General features: G+C 70.8%; 20 protein-coding genes and 1 riboswitch. Of the genes, 10 read left to right on the plus strand and 10 right to left on the minus strand.

Going from position 1 to position 18,980, the window contains the following annotated elements; all coding sequences use genetic code 11:
* The first annotated feature begins 93 nt into the window (after positions 1-93).
* The 4 genes from CES90_RS02505 to CES90_RS02520 all read left to right on the plus strand — a co-directional run bounded on the left by CES90_RS02505 (position 94) and on the right by CES90_RS02520 (position 5,670).
* Positions 94-909: an ATP-binding cassette domain-containing protein gene (locus CES90_RS02505; protein ID WP_189781694.1), complete on the plus strand. Its 816-nt coding sequence runs from the start codon at positions 94-96 to the stop codon at positions 907-909.
* Positions 881-2,965: a YhgE/Pip family protein gene (locus CES90_RS02510; protein WP_189781693.1), complete on the plus strand. Its 2,085-nt coding sequence runs from the start codon at positions 881-883 to the stop codon at positions 2,963-2,965. Before CES90_RS02505 ends, CES90_RS02510 begins: the two co-directional genes overlap by 29 nt.
* 53 nt (positions 2,966-3,018) lie before the next feature.
* Positions 3,019-3,651, plus strand: a complete 633-nt coding sequence (locus tag CES90_RS02515; RefSeq protein WP_189781692.1) for a TetR/AcrR family transcriptional regulator — start codon at positions 3,019-3,021, stop codon at positions 3,649-3,651.
* 510 nt (positions 3,652-4,161) lie between these two features.
* A complete protein-coding gene (locus CES90_RS02520; RefSeq protein ID WP_189781691.1) occupies positions 4,162-5,670 on the plus strand; it encodes a phytoene desaturase family protein in 1,509 nt (502 codons plus the stop codon).
* A gap of 10 nt (positions 5,671-5,680) precedes the next feature.
* On the opposite strand, the gene CES90_RS02525 is transcribed toward CES90_RS02520, so the two are convergent.
* From CES90_RS02525 to CES90_RS02550, 6 genes are all read right to left on the minus strand, one after another.
* Positions 5,681-6,625, minus strand: coding sequence for an SCO2102 family sporulation regulator (locus CES90_RS02525; RefSeq protein WP_189781690.1), 945 nt, complete (start codon positions 6,623-6,625; stop codon positions 5,681-5,683).
* A 56-nt stretch (positions 6,626-6,681) separates the two neighbouring features.
* Positions 6,682-7,605 carry a methylenetetrahydrofolate reductase [NAD(P)H] gene (metF, locus tag CES90_RS02530; protein WP_189781689.1) on the minus strand — a complete coding sequence of 308 codons (924 nt, stop codon included), beginning with the start codon at positions 7,603-7,605 and terminating at the stop codon, positions 6,682-6,684.
* A 100-nt stretch (positions 7,606-7,705) separates the two neighbouring features.
* Positions 7,706-8,368, minus strand: coding sequence for a thiamine phosphate synthase (thiE, locus tag CES90_RS02535; RefSeq protein ID WP_189781688.1), 663 nt, complete (start codon positions 8,366-8,368; stop codon positions 7,706-7,708).
* A gap of 136 nt (positions 8,369-8,504) precedes the next feature.
* Positions 8,505-8,870 carry an Rv2175c family DNA-binding protein gene (locus CES90_RS02540; RefSeq protein WP_189781687.1) on the minus strand — a complete coding sequence of 122 codons (366 nt, stop codon included), beginning with the start codon at positions 8,868-8,870 and terminating at the stop codon, positions 8,505-8,507.
* A gap of 82 nt (positions 8,871-8,952) precedes the next feature.
* Positions 8,953-10,179 carry an NAD(P)/FAD-dependent oxidoreductase gene (locus CES90_RS02545; RefSeq protein ID WP_189781686.1) on the minus strand — a complete coding sequence of 409 codons (1,227 nt, stop codon included), beginning with the start codon at positions 10,177-10,179 and terminating at the stop codon, positions 8,953-8,955.
* A 31-nt stretch (positions 10,180-10,210) separates the two neighbouring features.
* Positions 10,211-10,591 carry a hypothetical protein gene (locus tag CES90_RS02550; protein ID WP_189781685.1) on the minus strand — a complete coding sequence of 127 codons (381 nt, stop codon included), beginning with the start codon at positions 10,589-10,591 and terminating at the stop codon, positions 10,211-10,213.
* A 94-nt stretch (positions 10,592-10,685) separates the two neighbouring features.
* Positions 10,686-10,797, plus strand: a riboswitch (TPP riboswitch).
* On the opposite strand from CES90_RS02550, the gene thiO reads away from it, so the two are divergent.
* From thiO to pknB, 4 genes are all read left to right on the plus strand, one after another.
* Positions 10,795-11,997, plus strand: a complete 1,203-nt coding sequence (thiO, locus tag CES90_RS02555; protein WP_189781684.1) for a glycine oxidase ThiO — start codon at positions 10,795-10,797, stop codon at positions 11,995-11,997. Its footprint overlaps the riboswitch before it by 3 nt.
* A 23-nt stretch (positions 11,998-12,020) precedes the next feature.
* Positions 12,021-12,221 carry a sulfur carrier protein ThiS gene (thiS, locus tag CES90_RS02560; protein ID WP_189781887.1) on the plus strand — a complete coding sequence of 67 codons (201 nt, stop codon included), beginning with the start codon at positions 12,021-12,023 and terminating at the stop codon, positions 12,219-12,221.
* Positions 12,222-12,224: 3 nt separating this feature from the next.
* Positions 12,225-13,019 (plus strand): thiazole synthase, encoded by a 795-nt coding sequence (locus CES90_RS02565; RefSeq protein WP_189781683.1) that lies wholly within the window; start codon positions 12,225-12,227, stop codon positions 13,017-13,019.
* Positions 13,020-13,396: 377 nt separating this feature from the next.
* Positions 13,397-15,316: a Stk1 family PASTA domain-containing Ser/Thr kinase gene (gene pknB, locus CES90_RS02570; protein ID WP_189781682.1), complete on the plus strand. Its 1,920-nt coding sequence runs from the start codon at positions 13,397-13,399 to the stop codon at positions 15,314-15,316.
* 559 nt (positions 15,317-15,875) lie between these two features.
* On the opposite strand, the gene CES90_RS02575 is transcribed toward pknB, so the two are convergent.
* A complete protein-coding gene (locus CES90_RS02575; protein WP_189781681.1) occupies positions 15,876-16,118 on the minus strand; it encodes a hypothetical protein in 243 nt (80 codons plus the stop codon).
* A 14-nt stretch (positions 16,119-16,132) separates the two neighbouring features.
* Between CES90_RS02575 and CES90_RS02580 the strand changes: the two genes are divergently transcribed.
* Positions 16,133-17,044: a deoxyribonuclease IV gene (locus tag CES90_RS02580; protein WP_189781680.1), complete on the plus strand. Its 912-nt coding sequence runs from the start codon at positions 16,133-16,135 to the stop codon at positions 17,042-17,044.
* A gap of 16 nt (positions 17,045-17,060) precedes the next feature.
* On the opposite strand, the gene CES90_RS02585 is transcribed toward CES90_RS02580, so the two are convergent.
* Together CES90_RS02585 and CES90_RS02590 are read right to left on the minus strand one after the other, a co-directional pair.
* The gene (locus tag CES90_RS02585) at positions 17,061-17,336 is read right to left on the minus strand and encodes a hypothetical protein (RefSeq protein ID WP_189781679.1); all 276 of its coding nucleotides are present in this window, start codon (positions 17,334-17,336) and stop codon (positions 17,061-17,063) included.
* A gap of 54 nt (positions 17,337-17,390) precedes the next feature.
* Positions 17,391-18,056, minus strand: a complete 666-nt coding sequence (locus tag CES90_RS02590; RefSeq protein WP_189781678.1) for a sulfite oxidase-like oxidoreductase — start codon at positions 18,054-18,056, stop codon at positions 17,391-17,393.
* A 175-nt stretch (positions 18,057-18,231) separates the two neighbouring features.
* Between CES90_RS02590 and bfr the strand changes: the two genes are divergently transcribed.
* Positions 18,232-18,711: a bacterioferritin gene (gene bfr, locus CES90_RS02595; protein WP_189781677.1), complete on the plus strand. Its 480-nt coding sequence runs from the start codon at positions 18,232-18,234 to the stop codon at positions 18,709-18,711.
* Positions 18,712-18,721: 10 nt separating this feature from the next.
* On the opposite strand, the gene CES90_RS02600 is transcribed toward bfr, so the two are convergent.
* The gene (locus tag CES90_RS02600; RefSeq protein WP_189781676.1) at positions 18,722-18,946 is read right to left on the minus strand and encodes a (2Fe-2S)-binding protein; all 225 of its coding nucleotides are present in this window, start codon (positions 18,944-18,946) and stop codon (positions 18,722-18,724) included.
* Positions 18,947-18,980 lie beyond the last annotated feature (34 nt).

Below are 18,980 nucleotides of genomic sequence, written 5' to 3' on the forward strand. Positions count from 1 at the left end.
TCCGTTCTGACCTGGCCTTTTGCTTCGATCAGAGGTTCGGGTTAGATTTTGCACTGACCAGTCAGTTCAAAATGGGATGAGGGTCCGGGGAACATGGACGAGCCACGGGCGGCGGTCGCCGAGACGTCGCGTACGGCCGAGGGTGTCGCTGTCGTCGCGGCGGACTTCGGGCTCAAGGGCCCGGGCGGCTGGGCGTTCCGGGGCGTGGGGTTCGACGCGGCGCCCGGCTCGCTCATCGCCGTCGAGGGGCCGTCCGGGTCGGGGCGGACCTGTCTGCTGCTCGCGCTCACCGGCCGTATGAAGCCCGGCGAGGGCCATGCCACGGTCGGCTCCCTCCGGCTGCCGAAGCGGATGGCGGCGGTCCGCCGGATCAGCGCCCTCGCCCATGTCCCCGGCGTCACCGACCTCGACCCCGCCCTGACCGTCGGGGAGCACGTCCGCGAACGGGCGCTGCTGCAGCGGCGGTTCGACGGCTCCCTGCGCGGACTGCTGCGGCCCCGCACCGAGCGCGCCGCCGAGTCGCGGCTCAGGATCGACACCGCGCTGACCGCCGCCGGGCTCGACCTCGAGTCGCTGCCCAAGGGCTCCCGGACCGCCGTACGCGACCTGGACCGGCTTCAGGCCCTGCGGCTGTCCCTCGCCCTGGCCCTCATGGGCCGGCCCCGGCTGCTCGGCGTGGACGACACCGACCTGAAGCTCTCCGACGACGAACGGACTGAGATGTGGGCCCTGTTGAGGTCCCTCACCGAGTCCGGGATCACCGTCGTGGCGGTATGCAGCGAGGCTCCGGACGGGGCGGTCGTGGTGTCGACGGCGCCGGAGAGGGCGGCACGCGCGCGTGAGGACGTAAGCCACGACAACGACGACAAGGAGAAGGCCGATGCGCTCGCCGAGGCTGGCCGCGCTTGAGCTCAGGCGGTTCGGCCGGGGGAAGCTGCCGCGTGCGGCCCTGGTCTCGCTCCTGCTGCTGCCCCTGTTGTACGGCGCCCTGTACCTGTGGTCCTTCTGGGACCCGTACGGCCGTCTCGACCGCATCCCGGTGGCGTTGGTGAACGACGACAAGGGTGCGTCGGTCGGCAAGCAGAAGCTCACGGCCGGGGACGACATCGCCGAGGGGCTGCGCGACAGCGACACCTTCGCGTGGCACCGGGTGAGCGCCGCCGAGGCCCGCAGGGGCGTGGAGGACGGCACGTACTACCTGTCGCTGACCATGCCGTCGGACTTCAGCGAGAGGATCGCCTCCAGTTCCGGGGATTCGCCGGAGACGGGCGCCCTTCAGGTGCGTACGAACGACGCGAACAACTACATCGTCGGGCAGATCTCGCGGACCGTGTTCTCGGAGGTGCGTACGGCGGCGTCGACGAAGGCGTCGCGGTCGTTCCTCGACCGGATCTTCATCTCGTTCTCGGACCTCCATGAGGAGACCGAGAAGGCGGCGGACGGCGCCGACGACCTCAAGGGCGGTATCGACAAGGCGGAGAAGGGCTCCAAGGACCTGGCGGACGGGCTGAAGAGCGCGAAGGAGGGCAGTGGGAAGCTGTCCGGCGGGCTGAAGGACCTGGACGAGGGCGCGGGCAATCTGGAGGACGGGTCCCAGCAGGTCGCGGACGGCACCCAGAAGCTCGCCGAGAAGGTCAACGGAGTGGCCGACCAGGTGCGGCCGTTCCTCGAGGAGAACGGCGACACGATCGCCGACACCGCGACCCTGGTGGCCGACTCGGCGGCGACGATCCGGAGCCACCTCGACACCTTCGTCAAGACGGTCCCGGCCGCCGCGACCGGCACCCGTACCGCCTCCGACACCCTGGACGGCGTCTACGAGCGACGTTGCGAGGAGCCGGTGCTGCCGGACGCGGCCTGTGCGGACCTGGAGAAGGCGAAGGACGCGGCGGCGGAGGCGGCCACCCGCACCGAGGACGTCAACACGGTGGTGAAGAACTACGACGGTGACATGAAAGCCTTCGACAAGGACCTCGAGACCCTGGAGAAGCAGGCCCGCGCCCTCGCCGAGGCGGCCCCCACCCTCTCCGAGGACCTCGACAACGCGGTCGCCAAGGTGAACGCGCTCGACAAGGGCGCCAAGAAGGTCGCCAAGGGAGCCAAGACGCTGCACACCGGCCTCGGCACCGCCAAGACGGGCGCGGAGAACCTCGATACGGGCGTCGGCGACCTGAAGACGGGCGCGAACGCCCTCAAGGGCGGCATGTACAAGCTGGCCGACGGCTCGGGCAAGCTGGCGGGCGGCCTGCACGACGGGGCCGAGCAGATCCCGGACTACGACAAGCAGGACCGCGACCAACGCACCGAAGTGATGGCCGATCCGGTGCAGTTGGCCACCAGGGACCTGCACAAGGCACCCAACTACGGCACCGGGTTCGCCCCTTACTTCATCCCGCTGTCCCTGTGGGTGGGCGCGATGGTGGCGTACATGCTGATCCAGCCGCTCAACCGGCGCGCCCTCGCGGCCGGCGCTTCGGCGTGGCGGATCGCGCTGGCGGGCTGGCTGCCAGTGGCCGCGCTGGGGGTGCTGCAGACGGTCGCGCTGATGGCGGTGCTGCACTGGGCGGTCGGCCTGGAGATGGCGCGGGCGGCCGGGACGGTGGGCTTCCTGTTCCTGGCGACGGCGTGCTTCGCGGCGATCGTGCAGTGGCTCAACGCGCGCTTCGGGGCGGCGGGCCGGATCCTCGTCCTCGCCTTCCTGATGCTCCAGTTGACGTCCGCGGGCGGCACGTATCCCGTGCAGACCAGCCCGGACTTCTTCAACGCGGTCCACCCCTACCTGCCGATGAGCCACGTCGTGGACGCCCTGCGCAGGCTCATCACGGGCGGTGGTCTGGGCCCGGTCTGGCAGGCCTGCGCGGTGCTGGTGACCTTCACCGTCGGCGCCCTCACACTGACCGCCCTGTCCGCCCGCCGCAAGCAGGTGTGGACCCTCGACCGACTGCACCCGGAGTTGGCGCTGTGACCGCGCAGGGCACCGTTCCCGAGCACCACACGGTTCCTGTGAGAATCAGGGCCATGGAAAGCAGCAACGCCCCCGGCGGCGCAGGCGGGGGCCGCCGCGAGGCGACCCGGCAGAAACTCTACGAGGCGGCCGTCACCCTGATCGCGGAGCAGGGATTCTCCGCCACGACGGTGGACGAGATCGCCGAGCGCGCCGGCGTCGCCAAGGGCACGGTCTACTACAACTTCGCGAGCAAGTCGGTCCTCTTCGAGGAGCTGTTGCGGCACGGTGTGGGTCTTCTCACCGCCTCCCTTCGGGAGGCGGCCGAGCGGACCGCCGAGGAGGGCGGCAGCAAGGTCGACGCACTGGACGCGATGATCCGGTCCGGGCTCGTCTTCATCGACCACTACCCGTCCTTCACCCAGCTGTACGTGGCCGAGCTGTGGCGCACCAACCGGGCCTGGCAGTCCACGCTCATGGTGGTCCGGCAGGAGGCGGTCGCCGTCGTCGAGGATGTGCTCCGCGCGGGCGTCGAGGCGGAAGAGCTGAGCGACGAGATCGACGTCGGGCTGACGGCGTCGGCGCTGGTCGGCATGGTCCTGGTGGCGGCCCTGGACTGGAAGGCCTTCCAGCCGGAGCGCTCGCTGGACGACGTCCACGCGGCGCTGTCCCGGTTGCTGCATGGACGGGTGAGCGGCAACCGGTAGCCCGACCGGGCACCTGGCCGGGCGCATGCACCTGGCCGGACACATGTGAAAGCGCCGGTCCGAACTGGCCGCGTCCCCCGCGGGCCACCTCGAACCGGCGCCTCCCCCCGTTCCCCGTTTTCCCCTGTTCCCGTCCGTCCCCCGTCGGTCCGTACGGCCCCCCCGGGTTTCCCCCGTGCCTCGCTCCCGCCGACTCGCCGCAGGCGTCGACGCCGTCGACGGAAGGAGCGGTCAAGAGCGCGAGTGCCGTTCCGCCGCCCCGTGTCGGCGGTGCGGAGCCGCGCCCCTTCCCGTGCCTCCACTCTCTCGTTCACGCAGGTCGGAGCCCATCCGCGCGCGTACTCATCTCGCTCACTAGGTACGCGTACTCAGAGCTGCGCACTCACGCCCAGACCACACTGTTGCCAATTGGTGACGATCGCGTCCGCGCACGTACTCGCGCCGGGTCCCGCGCCCGGGCCCCGAGGGCACCCGGCGGGATTGTCAGCGCCGCCCGATAAAGTCCCTGGCATGGCAAAGATCGTGGTGATCGGCGCCGGGCTGGGCGCGATGGCGGCCGCCGCCCGGCTGGCCGTCGCGGGCCACCGGGTGGTGGTGTACGAGCGCACGGCGACGTACGGCGGCGCCGTGGGCCGCTTCGAGCGCGACGGCTTCGTGTTCGACACGGGCCCGGGGCTGCTGCCGCTGCCCGCCGTCTACCGCGACCTCTTCCTCAAGACCGGCAGGGAGCCGCTGGAGAAGTGCGTGGACCTGGTCCAGGTGGACCCGGCGGCACGCCACGTCTTCGCGGACGGCACGGACCTGCTGCTGCCGAACGCCTCACGCGCGGGCGTCGTCGCCGCCCTGAACACGGCCCTCGGCCCGGGCGCCGGCGACCGCTGGGGCGATTTCCTGGTGCGGGCCCGCGAGGCCTGGGACCGCACCCGGCGGCCCCTCCTGGAAGAGCCGCTGTGGCCCAACTGGCGGATGCTCGGCGAGCGCGAACCGTACCCAGCGGTGCCCCACAAGAGGCTCCTGCGCACGCGCCGCGCCCGCACCCTGGCCGAGGTCGGCGCATGGGAGCTGCGCGACCCCCGGCTGACGGCCCTGCTGGACAGTCACGCCCTCGCGTACGGCCTGGATCCCCGCGCCACCCCGGCGAGCGCGGCCGTGCTGCCGTACATGGAGCACGCCTTCGGGACCTGGTATGTCCGGGGCGGGATACGGGAGTTGGCGCGGGCGCTGTACGAGCGGTGCCTGACCCGGAAGGTCGAGTTCGTCTTCGACGCCGAGGTCACGGGGATCATCGAGAAGGACGGCCGGGCGACCGGGGTGGACCTCGCGGACGGGACGGTGACCGAGGCGGACTTCGTGGTCGCCGGGGTCGCGCCCGAGGTCCTGGGCCGAGTCGTGCAGCAGTCGGCTGTGCGGAGCGACGGGGACGTGCCGCCCCGGCGCGTGGCGACGAGCCGTCTGACTGTCCTGCTGGCGCTGCGCGGTGGCCGCCCGGAGGGGACGGCGCACCGGACCGTGGTGCACACGGAGGAGCGCGAGAGCGAGCTGGACCTGCTGTTCGGTGGTGCCTCCGGGGCCGTCGCGCAGCCGACGGTTACGGTGCTGCGCCCCGACGATCCGGCGCTGGTGCCGGACATCGACCACGAGGCGATCGTCCTCACCTCGACGGTGCCGGCCGAGCCGGACCGGGCGGAGCCCGAAGCCCTCGGCCGGGACGCGGAGCGGCTGATCACCACCGCCGAGCGCGCCGTACCAGGCCTCCGCGACCGCCTCCTCTGGCACGAGGTCCGTACCCCGGCCGACATCGCGAGGGCGACCGGGGCGGAGGGCGGCGCGATCCCCGCCCCGGCGCTTGCCGCGGGCGACGGCGGCTGGCTGCACCCGTCCAACAGCACCGGAATACCCGGCCTGTTCACGGTCGGCGGCTGGTCCCATCCCGGCGGCGGTCTTCCGCACGCCGGGATGTCGGGCGCGCTGGTGGCCGGGCTGATCGTGGAGGGGCCGGAGTTCCGCGGCTCGCAGTGAAGCGGACTTCTCAGAAACGGTACTGCTGCTCGTCGTACCCCTGCCCACCGTTGCCGTTCTGCTCCTGCGGATACGTCTGCTCCGGCGGGAGCTGAGTACCGAACGCGTCGAACGAGGTGTCGGTGTTGCGCTGTTGCGGCACCCAGACACCGCCGGGCGGGGTGTCGCCGTAGCCGCCGTTGCCGTACTGGTCCTGGCCGTAACCCTGTTGCCCGTACGGCTGCTGGCCATAGGACGGGTCGTAGGAGGAGGTGTCGTAGGTCTGCGTGCCGACGTACGGGTCGGAGTAGGCGGAGTACTGCTGCTGAGCGGCGTCGTAGCCGTAACTCTGCTGGTCGTAGCCGTAGTAGGCGAAGGCCTCGTCCTGGGACTGCTGGGACTGCTGTGGCTGTGGGGCGCCCGCATAGGCGGTGTCGTCGCCGTAGACGCCGTAGCTGCTGGTGTCGTCGGGCAGGGGCTCCGGGGAGTACACGGTCGTGGTCTCGGCCGCGGCGGGGCTGGACTGCGGGCGGGCGAACACATCGTCGTCGCGGTCGTCGTCGAACGGGGCCCCGTCCTGGGGGTACGTTCCGTCAGCACCGCCGGCAGCGGACTGCAGGTCGGAGACCTCCAGGGTCGGCTCCTGACGCTCCGGCTCACCACGGCGCCGCTTCTTGCCGCTCTTGGCACCCTTGTCGCCCTCGACCTCGCCGTCAGCGGAGCGCGGGCGGACCGCCCAACCCGCCTCGAAGCCACGGCGGAACGAGAGCGTCACATAGGTCTGGCCGACCGCGAACCCGACCGCGCCCAGTGCGATGACCAACACCGAGGGGATGAGTACGCCGAGGACGACACCGAGGAAACCGACGAAGGCGAGCAGCCGCCAGCGCAGCCGCGCCTTGTACTGCAGCAACACCTCGCCCAGCAGCCACAACGCGACGACGCCGAACGCGATGTAGAGGACCGTCCAGCCCATGTACGCCCCTCTCCCTGTGGCCGCTACGCAGTGTGTCGTACGCGAGTGCGACCGGTCTAGGCCCTCGGTGGGTGGTGCAGGCCCAGGTTCTCGTGGATTTCCAGTGTCGCCGTGGAGTTGTTCAGAGTGATGAAGTGAAGTCCGGGGACTCCCTCGTCCAGCAGCCTCGCGCAGAACTCCGTAGCGAACTCGATACCAATGGAGCGTACAGCGGCCGGATTGTCTTTGGCTGTGCCGATCCGCTCTTTCAGGACGTCCGGGATGGCCGCGTTGCTGAGTTGGGGCAACCGTTCCAACATCTTCACGCTGGTGACGGGCATGACCTCGGGAATGACGGGGGTTTCACAGCCGGCGTTCGCGACCGCGTCCCTCAGACGCAGATACGAGTCCGGGTGGAAGAACATCTGCGTGATCGCATAGTCGGCGCCGGCCCGGCACTTGTCCACGAAGCGTGCCACGTCGGTGTCCCAGTCCACTGAACGCGGGTGCATCTCGGGGAAGGCGGCGACGCCGACGCAGAAGTCGCCCGACTCCTTGATGAGTTGGACGAGTTCGGCTGCGTAGGTCAGGCCCTGCGGATGCGGTACCCACTCGCCCATGGGGTCGCCGGGCGGGTCGCCGCGGACCGCGAGCATATTGCGGATACCGGCGTCCGCGTACTGGCCGATGATGTTGCGCAGCTCGGCGATGGAGTGGTTGACCGCGGTGAGGTGGGCGACCGGGGTGAGTGTGGTGTCGGCGGCGATCTGCTCGGTCGCCTTGACCGTACCGGCGCGGGTGGAGCCGCCCGCTCCGTAGGTCACGGAGACGAAGCTTGGGGCCACCGCCTCGACCCTGCGGAGGGCGTTCCACAGGTTCCGCTCGCCCTTCTCGGTCTTGGGCGCCCAGAACTCGAAGGAGTACGTGGTCTTGCCCGTCGCGAGCATGTCGCGCACAGTGCGTGCGCGATCAGTCCTCATGGAGGCGGTTCCTAGGGCCATACCGGCAGGTTAGTCAGGTCGGACCGGTCCCCCAACCAGAGCAGGACCTTTTGTCCGTTTCGCCGACCTATTGTCCATCCCTTGGACACTTCACGTCAGGTCAGAGGGCACGCAGACGCTTGGCGAACTCCGCGGCCGCTGCTCCCGGGTCGTCGGCCTCCGTGATCGCGCGGACGACTACGGCACGGCGGGCGCCCGCCTCGACGACCTCGTCGAGGTTGCCGAGGTCGATGCCGCCGATGGCGAACCAGGGGCGGTCGGTGGCGAGGGCGGCGGTGTGGCGCACGAGGTCCAGGCCGGGCGCGGGACGGCCGGGTTTGGTGGGGGTGGGCCAGCAGGGGCCCGTGCAGAAGTAGTCCACGCCTTCCTGGACGGCGGCGGCCGCGGCCTCCTCCTCGGAGTGCGTGGAGCGGCCGATGAGGATGTCGTCGCCGAGAATCGCGCGGGCGGCGGGGACCGGGAGATCTCCCTGGCCGAGGTGCAGAACGGCGGCGCCGGACGGGTGCGCGGCGCGGGAGGCATGCGCCACGTCGGCCCGGTCGTTCACGGCGAGGAGCTTGCCGTGCTCGCGGCACTTGTCGGCGAACACCTCCAGGTGCGCCAGCTCCTCCGCCGCTTCGATGCCCTTGTCGCGCAGCTGCACGATGTCCACGCCGTTGCTCAGGACAGCGTCCAGGAACTCCGGGAGGTCGCCCTGGCGGGTACGGGCGTCCGTGCAGAGGTAGAGCCGGGCGTCGGCGAGCCGGTCGGCGGCGTTGGGCATGTGAAGTCCCCCGTTGGCGGTGCGATGGCATGCGGCGTACGGACCTCGACCCCCGCGGGGCGGGGTCCGTACGCCGCACAAGCGGTTGTTCCGGTGTGTTCAGGTGCTCGGGCTCAGGTGTTTCGGATGTTTCGGATCAGACGGCGAGCGCCTGCGCGCGGCGCTTCACCTCCGTGCCGCGATTCTCGCTCAGGGCCTGGGCCGGGGTGCCGGGCAGGCTCGGGTCGGGGGTGAAGAGCCACTCCAGCATCTCTTCGTCGGTGAAGCCGTCGTCCTTCAGCAGCGTCAGGGTGCCGGACAGGCCCTTGACGACCCTGTCCCCGTCGATGAAGGCGGCGGGGACGTGCAGCGCGCGGTTCTCACCACGGCGTACGGCGATGAGCTGGCCCTCCTTGACCAGCTGCCGCACGCGCGTCACCTCGACGTCGAGCATCTCTGCGATGTCGGGGAGGGTCAGCCACGCGGGGACGAGAGCATCGATCTTTGCGTCAATCTCGGTCACGTCACCAAGACTGCCATCTGGGACTGACAGTGGGTAGCCGAGACGCCTCCGGCGGGGCCGACAGGGTGTGCTGTCGTGCTGGTTATGCCGCCGCTGCCTTCAGGGGACTCGCCGGGTCTGCCAGGCGGTCCGGGTTCATCGGGGTGCCCGCTTCGATCAGGCGGCGGCCCTGGGCCAGGTCTCTCGGGCGGCCTACGGCCAGGAGGGCGATCAGGCGGGTCTCGCGGAGCCAGCAGACCGTCCAGGCGGCGCCCGCGGGGTCGCCGCGCCAGATCAGGGTGTCGGCGGAGGCGTGGTGGCCGGCGTACTGGACGAAGCGGCCGAACTGTTCCGACCAGAAGTACGGGACGGGGTCGTACGGCTCGGGGGTCTCGCCGACGATGTTCGCGGCGACCGTGCGGGGGCCCTGGAGGGCGTTGTCCCAGTGGTGGACCAGGAGGCGTTCGCCGTATCGGCCCGACGGGAACGAGGCGCAGTCGCCTACGGCGTAGACGTCCGGCGCGGAGGTACGCAGGTGGTCGTCGGCCACTACCTCGCCATAGACGCCGAGCTCGATGCCGGAGCCCTTCAACCAGGCCGTGGCCGGGCGGGCGCCGATGCCGACGACCACCGCTCCGGCTGGGATCCGGGAGCCGTCGTCCAGGACCACCGCTCCGGACTCGACGCGCTCCACGCGCGCGTGCGTACGCAGTGTGGTCCCGCTGTCCGCGTACCAGGCGGTCATCGGCGCGGCCACCTCCGCGGGCAGCGCCCCCGCGAGCGGGCGGTCGGCCGCCTCGACCACCGTGACGGCGCAGCCCGCCTCCCGCGCGGCGGTCGCGAACTCCGCGCCGATCCAGCCCGCGCCCACGACCACGATGTCGTGCTGCCGGGCCAGTACGGGCCGCAGCCGCTCGGCGTCGTCCAGCGTGCGCAGCAGATGCACCCCGGGCACACCCTCCGTACCCGGCAGCCGGATCGGTTCCGCACCGGTGGCGAGGACCAGGAGGTCGTACGGGACGGGTCCGGTGGCCGTGTCGAGTTCATGCTCGCCGGGGCGTACGCCGAGCACCTCGCGGCCAAGTTGGAGTTCGATGCCGAGCGCTTCGAAGTCGACGTCGAAGGCGGAGCCCTCGGCCTTGCCGAGCAGCACCGCCTTGGACAGCGGGGGCCGGTCGTACGGCTGGTGCGGCTCGGCGCCGAGCAGCGTCACGTCGCCGGCGAAGCCCTGTTCCCGCAGGGCGACCGCGGTCTGCACCCCGGCCATGCCCGCGCCCACGACGACGACCCGTCGCACGGTCCGTACCGGTGCCTGTGTCTGCTCGCTCACCTGATCACCATAGACACTGACGAATGGTCAGTCAGTGGTCGTGCCGCGTGAACTCCTGCACACCCCCGCCGGCCTCGTCGACCTGCTCCACCACACTCGTCCCGCTGCCCGGCTGCGACTCCCACTCCCAGGTCTCCTCCAGACGGACCCGCCCGTCGGGCAGTTCGACGACGAGGGACTCGCAGTGCCCGCAGGAGGTGGTCCCGTCCGTCTTCAGCTGCACGTACCGGAAGTCCAGCCGGTCGCCCTCGCGCGTACCGATCAGGTGGCCGCGAACGACGTCGCCGCCCGCGTACTCGGCCCAGATCTCGCCGTCCTTCTCGTGGTACGCGAACCGGGTGCGCGTACCGACCTGACCTGGCGCCTGGTCCGCGACGGGGGCGAGGACGAGACCGTCGAGCGAGCGGGCCATGGGCGGAGGCTCCCTTACTGAGGCACGGGGCACGGGCTAGGGTGGGCCACCGTGCTGCATCTCCCGGGGGACGGCCCCCGGACCCCCAGCACAGAAGATTACTCGCGGGAGCCCGGACGCACCGGGCTGAGAGGGAGGCTGGCGGCCTCCGACCGTACGAACCTGATCCGGGTCATGCCGGCGAAGGGAGGGGCTGGACGCCCATGTCGCGTACGCACACATCAGGCACGTCGGACGTCCTCGTCGTGGGGGGCGGGATCATCGGGCTCGTCACGGCGTGGCGGGCCGCGCAGCGCGGGTTCGCCACGGCCGTGGTGGATCCCGAGCCCGGTGGCGGGGCCGCGCAGGTGGCCGCCGGGATGCTCGCCGCGGTCACCGAGCTGCACTACGGCGAGCAGACGCTGCTGGGGCTCAACCTTCAGTCCGCGCGCCGCTACCCGGACTTCGCGGCCGAGCTGACCGAGGCGACGGGCCTGGACCTCGGCTACCGCCGGTCCGGCACGCTCGCGGTGGCGCTGGACGCCGACGACCGCGCCCATCTGCGGGAACTGCACGCCCTGCAGCGCCGGTCGGGCCTTGCGTCGGAGTGGCTGAGCGGTCGCGACTGCCGCCGTCTGGAGCCGATGCTGGCGCCGGGCGTGCGGGGCGGGCTGCGGGTCGACGGCGACCACCAGATCGACCCGAGGCGGCTCGCCAGGGCCCTCGTGACGGCCTGCGAGCGCGCCGGGGTGGCCTTCCACCGGGCCTGGGCCGAGGAGCTGTCTGTGGCCCGGGAGCGGGCGGCCGGGGTTCGCACCTCGGACGGCACGCTGCTGGCCGCCGGGCAGGTCGTCCTCGCCGCGGGCAGCCTCAGCGGGCGGCTCGCGGGAGTGCCGGACGAGGTGCTGCCGCCGGTACGGCCGGTGAAGGGGCAGGTGCTGCGGCTGACCGTGCCGAAGCGGTACGCGCCCTTCCTGAGCCGGACCGTGCGCGCGCTGGTCCGCGGCAGCCACGTCTACCTGGTGCCGCGCGAGAACGGCGAACTCGTCGTCGGCGCGACCAGCGAGGAGCTCGGCTGGGACACGACGGTCACCGCGGGCGGAGTGTACGAGCTGCTGCGCGACGCCCATGAACTCGTCCCCGGGATCACCGAACTCCCGCTCACCGAGACCCGCGCGGGACTGCGCCCCGGCTCCCCCGACAACGCGCCGCTCCTGGGACCCACCGCTCTCGACGGTCTCCTCCTGGCGACCGGCCACTACCGCAACGGGGTGCTCCTCACCCCGGTCACCGGCGATGTCATGGCGCAGGTGCTCACCACCGGGGAACTGCCGGAGGAGGCCCGCGACTTCACGCCGCTGCGGTTCCAGGGCAGTGGGCCACAGGGGCTCGGGAACCTCAGGGAACTCACGGAGTTGCCCGCATGAGCTCGATGAACACGACCCACGTCATGACCGTCTTCGTCAACGGGGAACAGCGGCAGGTCGCTCCGGGCACCGCCCTCGACGCGCTCGTGTCGACGCTCACCGCGTCGCCCTCCGGGGTCGCCGCCGCGCTCAACGAGACCGTCGTCCCGCGCGCGCAGTGGCCGTCGACCGTCCTCTCCGAGGGGGACCGTGTCGAGGTCCTCACCGCCGTCCAAGGAGGCTGACCCATGGCAGACGATCCCTTCGTCCTCGGCGGTACGACCTACTCGTCCCGCCTGATCATGGGCACCGGCGGCGCACCCAGTCTCGATGTCCTGGAGCGCGCCCTCGCGGCCTCCGGTACGGAGCTGACGACGGTCGCCATGCGCCGGGTGAACGCCTCCGTGCACGGCTCGGTGCTGTCCGTGCTCGACAGGCTGGGCATCCGGGTGCTGCCCAACACGGCCGGCTGCTTCACCGCGGGGGAGGCCGTGCTCACGGCGCGGCTCGCACGCGAGGCCCTCGGCACCGATCTGGTCAAACTTGAAGTCATCGCCGACGAGCGCACGCTGCTTCCCGACCCCATCGAGCTGCTGGACGCCGCCGAGACGCTGGTCGACGACGGGTTCACCGTGCTGCCGTACACGAACGACGATCCCGTCCTCGCGCGGAAGTTGGAGGATGTCGGGTGCGCGGCGATCATGCCGCTCGGGTCGCCCATCGGGTCCGGGCTCGGCATCCGCAATCCGCACAACTTCCAGCTGATCGTCGAGCACGCGCGTGTGCCGGTGATTCTGGACGCGGGGGCCGGTACGGCGTCGGATGCCGCGCTCGCGATGGAGTTGGGGTGTGCGGGGGTGATGCTGGCGTCCGCCGTGACTCGGGCGCAGGAGCCGGTGCTCATGGCCGAGGGGATGCGGCATGCGGTGGAGGCGGGGCGGTTCGCCTACCGGGCGGGGCGGATTCCTCGGCGGCACTTCGCGGAGGCGTCTTCGCCGAGTGAGGGGATGGCGCGGCTGGATCCGGAACGGCCGGCGTTCTGACCTTGGTCTCGCCCCCGCCGCCCCTACCCGTCCCATCCCAGGGGCGGCCGCCCCTTCGACCCCGCCACGCCTTCGAGCTCGGGTGGGAGGGGTTGTGTGACGTGTGCGGGTGGATGGGGGCTTGTCGCGCCCACGCGGCGGAGCCGCATATCGATACAGCCCCGCGCCCTGAAAACATGGCCGCACCCCGTGCTTTTAAGGGGCGCGGGGGACTGCGCGAGCAACCACACACCACCCGCAGCCGCCACCCAACCGCACCCACCTAGTTCCCGGGCGCCCGGCACCACCGCGGAGCGCCCGTCACAGGTCTGCTGCAGTCCGTCTCGCCCGGCGCAGTACCCGGCAGGGTGTCCGTGGTGGCTCGTACACTCACCTGCGTGGACACGACCCTTCAGGACCCGCTTGTCGGCCATGTGCTCGACGGCCGGTATCGAGTCGAGGCGCGGATCGCGGTCGGCGGGATGGCCACGGTCTATCGGGCCGTGGACACCCGCCTCGACCGTGTGCTCGCGCTCAAGGTGATGCATCCGACGCTGGCGGCCGACGGCTCGTTCGTGGAGCGGTTCATCCGTGAGGCCAAGTCGGTGGCGCGGCTGTCGCATCCGAATGTGGTGGGGGTCTTCGACCAGGGCACCGACGGGTCGTACGTCTACCTCGCGATGGAGTACGTCGCCGGCTGCACGCTGCGGGACGTGCTGCGCGAGCGCGGGGCTCTGCAGCCGCGGGCCGCGCTCGACATCCTGGAGCCGGTGCTCGCCGCGCTCGGGGCCGCGCATCGTGCCGGGTTCGTGCACCGGGACATGAAGCCGGAGAACGTGCTCATAGGGGACGACGGCCGGGTGAAGGTCGCCGACTTCGGGCTCGTACGGGCCGTGGACACCGTCACGAGCACCACGGGTACCGTCCTCGGCACCGTCTCCTACCTCGCCCCGGAGCAACTGGAGCACGGCACCACGGACACCCGTGTCGACGTGTACGCGTGCGGGGTGATGCTCTACGAGATGCTCACCGGCGGCAAGCCGCACTCCGGGGACTCCCCCGCCCAGGTGCTCTACCGCGCCCTGAACGACGACGTGCCGCCGCCGTCGGCCGCCGTGCCCGCGCTGCCGTACGAGCTGGACGAGTTGGTCGCCTCGGCGACGGCGCGCAACCCCGAGCTGCGGCCGTACGACGCGGTCGCGCTGCTCGCCCAGGCGCGTCAGGCGCGGTCCGCGTTGAGCGACGAGCAGTTGGACGCGGTGCCGCCGCAGGCGATAGCCGGGGGCCACGACAACGCCGAGGACCGGACGAGTGTCATTCCGCGCTCGCTGTCCCTGCCCGGGACGGGGGCGCCGGGGCCTGAACAGCTCAACCGCACAAGCCGGTTGGAGACGCCCGCGCCGCCCCGGCGGACTCGTGCCCGCGGCTCCGTGGCACCCCGGCGCGGGCTGCTCGCGATCGTCGCCGCCGTGCTGCTCGCTCTCGGGGCGGGCGGAGGTGTCTGGTACATCACTTCGGGTCAGTTCACGAGGGTCCCGGCGGTGCTGAACGTGTCCGAGGCGGCCGCGGTGAAGCGGATCGAGGGCGCCGGGCTCGACGCCCGCACCAAGCGTGAGTTCAGCGACACGGTGAAGCGCGGCCAGGTGATCCGTACCGATCCGGGGCCCAGGGAGCGGATCCGGGACAACGACACCGTGACCCTGACGATCTCCAAGGGCCCGGAGATCGTGAAGGTGCCCGACCTGGAGGGCTACCGGCTGGACCTGGCGAAGACCCGGCTGAAGAACGACGGGCTCGCACCGGGCCTGGTGACACGGGAGTTCAGCGAGGACGTCATCAGGGGCCAGGTGATCCGTACGGAGCCGGGCGTCGGCACCGAGGCCTCCTCGGGCTCGGCCGTAGCGCTCGTGGTCAGCCGGGGTGCCCCGGTGGACGTCCCCGAGGTGTCCGGCTCCTCGGTCGAGGACGCCACCGACCTGCTGGAGCGGGAGGGCCTCAAGGTGAAGATCGCCTCGGAGCAGGTCAACTCGGAGTTCGACAAGGGGCTGGTCGCCGAGCAGTCGCCGGGCGCGGGCGAGCAGGTCGGCGAGGGTGACACCGTCACCCTGACGATCTCCAAGGGGCCCGAGATGATCGAGGTCCCGGACGTCGTGGGCGACAGCGTCGACGAGGCCACCCAGAAGCTCCAGGACGCGGGCTTCGAGGTCGAGGAGGACCGAGGTCTGCTCGGGCTCTTCGGGGACGAGGTGAAGGGACAGTCGGTGGCAGGCGGCGAGCAGGCGGCCAAGGGTTCGACGATCACGATCGAGATCGGCTGACCGCCGGCGGCCGACCCGGGCGGCGCCAAGTAAGGCAGCCCCACCCGGTCGGCACCCGGCGCGGCGGGCCAGGCCGGTCAGCACCGGCACCGGCCGATCAAGCCCGTCGGCACCAGCACCAGCGGGTCAAGCCCGTCAGCACCAGCACCAGCACCCACCGACCAACCCAGCCCGCACCAGCACCAGCGGGCCAAGCCCGTCAGCACCCACACCAGCGGGTCAAGCCCGTCAGCACCAGCACCAGCACCCACCGACCAACCCAGCCCGCACCAGCACCAGCGGTACAAGCCCGTCAGCACCCACACCAGCGGGTCAAGCCCGTCAGCACCCACACCCACCGACCAACCCAGCCCGCACCAGCACCAGCGGGCCAGACCCGTCAGCACCCACACCAGCGGGCCAAGCCCGTCGGCACCAGCACCAGCACCCACCGACCAACCCAGCCCGCACCAGCACCAGCGGGCCAAGCCCGTCAGCACCCACACCAGCGGGTCAAGCCCGTCAGCACCCACACCAGCGGGTCAAGCCCGTCAGCACCCACACCAGCGGGTCAAGCCCGTCAGCACCGGAGGTCGACGTCCGTGACGGTCAGGCTGTCCTTTTCCTGCTGGGCCGCCTGTCCGGCGGCATCCGCGCCGCCGGCGTGCCGGGCCTGGCCCGCGGCCGCCCCGCGGCCGCCCGGCCGCGGGGCGGTTGCAGAACGGCGCGGCCAGACGTCCCCGACGGGCAGCACCGGCATGCCGACGCCGCTCAGGTGCTCGGCGCGCCGCGGTATCCGCCGACCGGGTGCCCCGGGCCGCATGACACCCTGGGGCGGTGAGTACTCAGCAGTCCCCCGGCCTGCACGGCCCCTCCGGCGCCCTCCCCGGCCCTTCCCGCAACCCTGTCGGCGGTCATGTGCCCGTCGCCGGTGGTCTGAACTCCGTCGGGCTCACGTACGCCCGTGATCTGAAGGCCGAGGCCGTGCAGGTCTTCGTCGCCAACCCGCGCGGCTGGGCGACGCCCGCCGGGAACCCGCGGCAGGACGAGGAGTTCCGCGCGGCCTGCGCCGCCGAGTCGATCCCTGCGTACGTCCACGCCCCGTACCTGATCAACTTCGGTTCGCACACCGAGGCGACGGTGGAGAAGTCGGTGGAGTCGCTGCGGCACTCGTTGCGCCGGGGCCGGGAGATCGGCGCGCTGGGGGTGGTCGTGCACACCGGGAGCGCGACGGGCGGCCGCGAGCGGTCGGTGGCGCTGAAGCAGGTCCGCGCGTACATGCTGCCGCTGCTGGACGAGCTGACCCACGACGACGACCCGTATCTACTGCTGGAGTCAACCGCCGGCCAGGGGTCCTCGCTGTGCTCCCGCACCTGGGACTTCGGCCCCTACTTCGAGGCGCTCGACGCCCACCCCAAGCTCGGCGTCTGCCTGGACACCTGCCACATCTTCGCGGCGGGCCACGACCTGACCGGGCCCGACGGCATGCACCAGACCCTCGACCTCCTGGTGGACACCGTCGGCGAGGGCCGCCTCAAGCTGATCCACGCCAACGACTCCAAGGACGTCGTCGGCGCCCACAAGGACCGCCACGAGAACATCGGCTCCGGCCACATCGGCGAGGACCCGTTCCGCGCCCTCATGACCCACACCGCCACCGAGGGCGTACCGCTGATCATCGAGACGCCCGGCGGCAAGGAGGGCCACGCGGCAGACGTGGAGCGACTGAAGAAGCTGCGGGACGGCTGACCCCGTCGACGCCGGGTCAGTCCTTGTTCTCGACCAGCACGTGCGAAGTGTCGACGATATGAACCACGAGCACGATGAGCAGGCCGTCACTGATGACGTACTCGATCGCCATGGTGTTGGAGAGCGCGACCGAGCGGGTGTTCTCGTCACCGGAGATGGCTGCGGAGATCTTGGTGCGGGGATCCTTGGCCAATATGGCGAGCCCCTCGTGGAACACCTCCAGGCGGTCGTCCGGAAGGCCGTCGCGCACGCGCGCCGCGGCCTCCGAGAAGATCACATTGAGGACGGCCATCTTGGCTCTCCTGCACGGTTGTCCTGTTAACCGGCGCTGAGCTTGCCGGCAGTTTCAGAGCTCGGGCCCCTCCCCCGGCTCCTCCTGATACGAATACCGCTGCTCCCGCCACGGGTCACCGATGTTGTGGTAGCCCCGTTCCTCCCAGAAGCCGCGGCGGTCCGTGGTCATGTACTCGATGCCCCGGACCCATTTGGGGCCCTTCCAGGCGTACAGATGGGGGACGACCAGGCGGAGGGGGAAGCCGTGTTCAGCGGTGAGGAGTTCGCCGTCCTTGTGGGTGGCGAACATCGTGCGGTCGGAGACGAAGTCGTCGAGGCGGAGGTTGGAGCTGAAGCCGTACTCGGCCCACACCATCACATGGGTGACCTCGGCGGCCGGCGGCGCGATCTCCACGATCGTACGGGCCGGAATGCCGCCCCACTCGGCGCCGACCATGCTGAACTTCGTCACGCAGTGCAGGTCCGCCACGACCGAGGCGTACGGCAGAGCGGTGAACTCCTCGTGGGTCCAGGAGTGCTTCTCGCCGTCGGCGGTGGCGCCGAAGACCCGGAAGTCCCATCGCTCGGGGCGGAACTTGGGGACGGGTCCGTAGTGCGTGACCGGCCAGCCGCGCTGGAGTCGCTGTCCCGGCGGAAGCTGCGGCTGTGCCGCGTTCCCGGAGTTCTCGGACTTCTCAGACCCGCGATCTCCTGATTCGCGTTCCACCGGCTGACCCATGACTCCATCCTGACAGACCCCGAGTGGTGCACATGACCAGGGTCGCCCCGATCCAGGCAAAACGGACTAAGGCTGCGCTTACTTACTAAGCTTGTACTTACTGGACGATCTTCAACGGCGGGTGCAATCATCGCGGCGCAACCTCCCAGTCCCCCGCTTGGAAGGAGCCTCTGCGATGCAGGGCGACCCCGAGGTCATCGAATTCCTCAACGAGCAGTTGACCGCCGAGCTGACGGCGATCAACCAGTACTTCCTGCACGCGAAGATGCAGGAGAACTTCGGCTGGACGAAGCTCGCCAAGTACACGCGGCACGAGTCCTTCGACGAGATGAAGCACGCCGAGGTCCTCACCGACCGGATCCTGTTCCTTGAGGGGCTGCCGAACTACCAGCGGCTCTTCCACGTCCGCGTCGGCCAGACGGTCAAGGAGATGTTCGAGGCGGACCGGCAGATCGAGGTCGAGGCGATCGACCGCCTCAGGCGCGGCATCGAGGTGATGCGCAACAAGGGCGACATCACGTCCGCGAACATCTTCGAGTCGATCCTCAAGGACGAGGAGCATCACATCGACTACCTGGACACCCAGCTGGAGCTGCTGGAGAAGCTCGGTGAGGCTCTCTACATCGCGCAGCTGATCGAGCAGCCGGAGAGCTGAGCGAGCTGAGCTACGCCGCTTCCTCAAGCCCGGTGAGGACCGACTCACCCTGGTCGGCCAGCTCACGGCGCGGACACGCGCCCCTGCCCAGCAGGGCCTGTATACGGCGTACGCACGAGCCGCAGTCGGTGCCCGCCTTGCAGGCCGACGCGATCTGGCGAGGGGTGCAGGCACCGTCCGCCGCGTGCTTCTTGACTTGCTGCTCGGTGATGCCGAAGCAACTGCAGACGTACACGCGGTCACCTCCCGCCGGGATCGATAAGTGGCGC

The sequence above is a fragment of the Streptomyces capitiformicae genome, from assembly GCF_002214185.1.
Taxonomy (GTDB): Bacteria; Actinomycetota; Actinomycetes; order Streptomycetales; family Streptomycetaceae; genus Streptomyces; species Streptomyces capitiformicae.

Coding starts and splice junctions, on each gene's coding strand:
- CES90_RS02565 (WP_189781683.1), top strand. CDS start 12,225: ATGGCAGACGATCCCTTCGTCCTCGGCGGTACGACCTACTCGTCCCGC.
- CES90_RS02505 (WP_189781694.1), top strand. CDS start 94: ATGGACGAGCCACGGGCGGCGGTCGCCGAGACGTCGCGTACGGCCGAG.
- CES90_RS02510 (WP_189781693.1), top strand. CDS start 881: ATGCGCTCGCCGAGGCTGGCCGCGCTTGAGCTCAGGCGGTTCGGCCGG.
- thiO (WP_189781684.1), top strand. CDS start 10,795: ATGTCGCGTACGCACACATCAGGCACGTCGGACGTCCTCGTCGTGGGG.
- CES90_RS02575 (WP_189781681.1), bottom strand. CDS start 16,118: ATGCGGCCCGGGGCACCCGGTCGGCGGATACCGCGGCGCGCCGAGCAC.
- CES90_RS02520 (WP_189781691.1), top strand. CDS start 4,162: ATGGCAAAGATCGTGGTGATCGGCGCCGGGCTGGGCGCGATGGCGGCC.
- CES90_RS02590 (WP_189781678.1), bottom strand. CDS start 18,056: ATGGGTCAGCCGGTGGAACGCGAATCAGGAGATCGCGGGTCTGAGAAG.
- thiE (WP_189781688.1), bottom strand. CDS start 8,368: ATGCCCAACGCCGCCGACCGGCTCGCCGACGCCCGGCTCTACCTCTGC.
- bfr (WP_189781677.1), top strand. CDS start 18,232: ATGCAGGGCGACCCCGAGGTCATCGAATTCCTCAACGAGCAGTTGACC.
- metF (WP_189781689.1), bottom strand. CDS start 7,605: ATGGCCCTAGGAACCGCCTCCATGAGGACTGATCGCGCACGCACTGTG.
- thiS (WP_189781887.1), top strand. CDS start 12,021: ATGACCGTCTTCGTCAACGGGGAACAGCGGCAGGTCGCTCCGGGCACC.
- CES90_RS02515 (WP_189781692.1), top strand. CDS start 3,019: ATGGAAAGCAGCAACGCCCCCGGCGGCGCAGGCGGGGGCCGCCGCGAG.
- CES90_RS02585 (WP_189781679.1), bottom strand. CDS start 17,336: ATGGCCGTCCTCAATGTGATCTTCTCGGAGGCCGCGGCGCGCGTGCGC.
- CES90_RS02525 (WP_189781690.1), bottom strand. CDS start 6,625: ATGGGCTGGACGGTCCTCTACATCGCGTTCGGCGTCGTCGCGTTGTGG.
- CES90_RS02550 (WP_189781685.1), bottom strand. CDS start 10,591: ATGGCCCGCTCGCTCGACGGTCTCGTCCTCGCCCCCGTCGCGGACCAG.